At 69.9% G+C, this 3,551-nt stretch carries 4 protein-coding genes; 2 read left to right on the top strand and 2 right to left on the bottom strand.

The features are described from left to right. Positions 1-200 precede the first annotated feature (200 nt). A complete protein-coding gene (locus tag ACYVE9_RS19300; RefSeq protein WP_461029137.1) occupies positions 201-956 on the bottom strand; it encodes an ABC transporter permease in 756 nt (251 codons plus the stop codon). A 13-nt stretch (positions 957-969) separates the two neighbouring features. Next, positions 970-1,755 carry an ABC transporter ATP-binding protein gene (locus ACYVE9_RS19295; RefSeq protein ID WP_461029136.1) on the bottom strand — a complete coding sequence of 262 codons (786 nt, stop codon included), beginning with the start codon at positions 1,753-1,755 and terminating at the stop codon, positions 970-972. A 78-nt stretch (positions 1,756-1,833) separates the two neighbouring features. On the opposite strand from ACYVE9_RS19295, the gene ACYVE9_RS19290 reads away from it, so the two are divergent. Together ACYVE9_RS19290 and ACYVE9_RS19285 are read left to right on the top strand one after the other, a co-directional pair. After that, on the top strand, positions 1,834-2,487 hold the full coding sequence (locus tag ACYVE9_RS19290) for a TetR/AcrR family transcriptional regulator (RefSeq protein ID WP_461029135.1): 654 nt from the start codon (positions 1,834-1,836) through the stop codon (positions 2,485-2,487). Between the two features lie 109 nt (positions 2,488-2,596). Further along, entirely contained in the window at positions 2,597-3,445 is an 849-nt protein-coding gene (locus ACYVE9_RS19285; protein WP_461029134.1) for a 3-hydroxyacyl-CoA dehydrogenase family protein, read from the top strand. The last annotated feature ends 106 nt before the right edge of the window (positions 3,446-3,551 follow it).

Below are 3,551 nucleotides of genomic sequence, written 5' to 3'. Positions count from 1 at the left end.
CCTGCCCGGTTGCGGGAGGCCGGCGGCCGCCGGTGCCGCGGCGGCCCGCCGTCTGCGGGGCAGCGGCCGGTTCGGAGCCCGGGGTGCGCCGTCGGTTCACGTCGTGGTCGGTCATGAACGTTCCCCCTGTCGCTGACGCCGGTCATACCGCTCTTACCACCGGAGCCCCCGGGCACACCCATGAGTGCGGGTGACTCCGTTCAGGCCCCCGCACGGCGGAAGAGCCGGGTGCCGAGAAACATGGAGACGGAGGCGAAGGCCAGGGCGACGACCGCGCCGAGCGCCACCGTGCCACTGGTGTAGTGACCGACGAAGGCGGCCCGCACGGCGTCGACGAGGTAACGGAACGGGACGAACCGGGAGATGGTGTCGAGCCACGCGGGAGCCAGCGCCATCGGCAGCAGGATGCCGGAAAGCAGCATCGCGGGCAGGTTGACGGCGTTGATGACGGGCGCGAACTCCTGCGGCGTGCTGACCCGCATGGCGAGCGCGTACGACAGCGACGCCAGGGACATGGCGAGCACCGCGACGAAGACGAAGCCCATGAGCACACCCAGCACCGGCGCGCGCAGACCGAAGGCGACGCCGACGAGCACCAGTAGCAGGGACTGGACGAGAAGTTGCAGCACGTCGCGCAGGATGCGGCCGAGCAGGAGGGCGAGTCGGCTGACGGGGGTGACACGCATCCGCTCGACGACGCCGTACTGCTTCTCCACCAGGATGCCGAAGCCGGCGAAGGCGGCGCTGAACAGGCCGAGTTGGATCATCAGGCCGGGCACGAGCGTCTGCCAGGAGTCGCCCCGCCCGCCGAGCGGGAGTTCCTGGAGCAGCGGCCCGAAGAACATCAGGAACAGCAGGGGTTGCAGCAGGCCGAAGAGCAGTGTGACGCGGGACCGCAGTGACTGGCGGGCGTAGCGGCCGAAGATGACGGCGGTGTCGGCGAACAGGGATCGCATGGGTGAGGTCTCCTCAGACCGCGATGGGCGCGTCGTCGTGCGGTGCGGAGCCGCGGCCGGTGATGGCGAGGAAGGTGTCCTGGAGGGAGGCGTCCGATGAGCCGCCGTGCTCGGCCTTGAGGTGCGCCGCGGTGCCCTCGGCGACGATCAGGCCGTGATCGACGATGACCAGCCGGTCGGCGAGCGCGTCCGCCTCGTCCAGGTAGTGCGTGGTGAGGAAGACCGTCATGCCCAGCTCGCGGCGCAACCGGCGGACCAGCTCCCACAGTTCGGCGCGGCTGCCCGGGTCGAGCCCGGTCGTCGGCTCGTCCAGGAAGAGCAGCTCGGGGCGGTGGGGGAGGGCCATGGCGATGTCGAGCCGGCGCCGCTGGCCGCCGGAGAGGGCGGCGCACTTGCGGTCCAGCAGGTCGGTCAGGTCCAGCTCCGCGGCCAGTTCCTCGGCGCGGCTCGCGGCCTGCGTCTTCGTCAGGCGGTAGAGGCGGCCCTGCGTGGTGAGTTCCTCGCGGACCGAGATGTTGGGGTCGACGCCGCCGGACTGGGCGACGTAGCCGATGCGTGCCCGCACCCCGGCCGGGTCGGAGGCCAGGTCGCGACCCACGACGGAGGCGGTGCCGCCGGTGGGCGGCAGCAGCGTGGTGAGCATGCGCAGTGTGGTCGTCTTGCCGGCGCCGTTGGGGCCGAGGAAGCCGAGGATCTCACCGCTCTCGACGGTCAGGTCGATGCCGCGGACGGCTTCGACCGGGCCGGTCTTGGTCTCGAAGGTGCGGGTGAGCCCTGCGGTCTGGATGACGGGTGGCATGCCCCCAGGCAAACAGAGTCCGCCAAAAAGTGCAATGACTTTATTTTTCACCTCACCCCAAGAAGTTACCATGGCTGTATGACGGGTCTCAGGGAGCGGAAGAAGCAGCAGACCAGGCGCCACATCTCGGATGTGGCGACGGGCCTGTTCCTCGAGCGCGGCTTCGAGGCCGTGACGATCGCCGAGATCGCCGAAGCCGCGGACGTGTCGGTGAACACGGTCTACAACTACTTCCCCGCCAAGGAGGACCTCTTCTTCGACTGGGAGGCGGAGACGGTCGGCCGGTTCTCCGCGGTCGTGAGCGACCGCCTCCCGGGGGAGTCGGCTGCCGAGGCGGTCCTGCGCGCGCTGCGGCAGGACGTCACCGAGCGGTCGCCGCACGTCGGTCTGGTCGCCGACTACGACCGGTTCACGCACTGCATCCACTCCTCGCCCACTCTGGTGGCCAAGTTGTGGCGGATGGTCCAGCTCAGCGGCGAGGAGCTGACCCGGACGCTGGCCGCGGAGGCCGGGGCACAGCCCGGCGACCCGGAGCCGGAGCTGGTCGCCGGGCAGCTGAACCTGATGCGCGGCATCGTCTTCCGCGCCGTCGGTGACGGGATCGCCGACGGCCGGCCGGTCGACGAGGTGGCCGAGGAGGTCCTCCACCGGTTGGACGCCTACGAGAGCCTGCTGAGTGAAAAGGTGCTCAACTACGCAAGGCGGGACGCCCGGTGGGACAAGCAGATGTGATGTCCATCAGGTGAGACGTGACGCGCATCTCTTCGCCGCCCAATGGGGACTCACGGACGCTATGGTCCGGCTGAGAACACCGCCGTACGGACCGTAGAGGGGAATGCACGTGGCCAAGAAGCTCGCCGTCATCGGAGCCGGACTGATGGGTTCCGGGATCGCGCAGGTCTCCGCCCAGGCCGGGTGGGACGTGGTTCTCCGCGATGTCACCGACGAGGCCCTGTCGAGGGGCCGGGGCGGCATCGAGGCTTCGTACGCCAAGTTCGTCGGCAAGGGCAAGCTGTCGGCCGAGGACGCCGAGGCCGCACTCGGCCGCATCACCACCACCACCGACCTGGACGCGGTCGCCGACGCCGACATCGTCGTCGAGGCGGTGTTCGAGAAGATCGAGATCAAGCAGGAGATCTTCCGCACGCTGGACAAGGTCGTGGGGGAGCAGGCGGTACTCGCCTCCAACACCTCCGCCATCCCGATCACCAAGATCGCCGCGGCCACCGGCCGGCCCGAGCGGGTCGTGGGCACCCACTTCTTCTCGCCGGTGCCGATGATGCAGCTCTGCGAGCTGGTCCGGGGCCTGAAGACGAGCGACGAGACACTGGCCACCGCCCGGGAGTTCGCGGAGGGCGTCGGCAAGACCTGCATCGTCGTCAACCGCGACGTCGCCGGCTTCGTCACCACCCGCCTGATCACCGCGCTGGTCGTCGAGGCGGCCAAGCTGCACGAGTCCGGAGTGGCCACGGCCGAGGACATCGACACCGCCTGCAAGCTGGGCTTCGGCCACGCCATGGGACCGCTGGCGACCGCGGACCTGACCGGCGTGGACATCCTCATGCACGCGGCCGACAACATCTACACCGAGTCGCAGGACGAGAAGTTCGCCGCACCCGAGCAGATGCGCCGCATGGTCGACGCCGGTGACATCGGCCGCAAGAGCGGCGAGGGCTTCTACCGGTACTGAGAACGGCGCCGGACCGGTGGCGCGCCCGCCCGCGCCACCGGCCGGGGCGGCGCGCCACTGACGGGCTGTCGAACGAGACGGCGGGCCGGTCGGCGTACCGTCGTAT

This window comes from Streptomyces sparsus, assembly GCF_054776295.1.
This window is presented reverse-complemented; position numbering and strand designations above follow the sequence as displayed.

Excerpts from the sequence above, each read along its gene's own strand:
- ACYVE9_RS19300 (WP_461029137.1), bottom strand. The coding sequence starts at position 956 with ATGCGATCCCTGTTCGCCGACACCGCCGTCATCTTCGGCCGCTACGCC.
- ACYVE9_RS19290 (WP_461029135.1), top strand. The coding sequence starts at position 1,834 with ATGACGGGTCTCAGGGAGCGGAAGAAGCAGCAGACCAGGCGCCACATC.
- ACYVE9_RS19295 (WP_461029136.1), bottom strand. The coding sequence starts at position 1,755 with ATGCCACCCGTCATCCAGACCGCAGGGCTCACCCGCACCTTCGAGACC.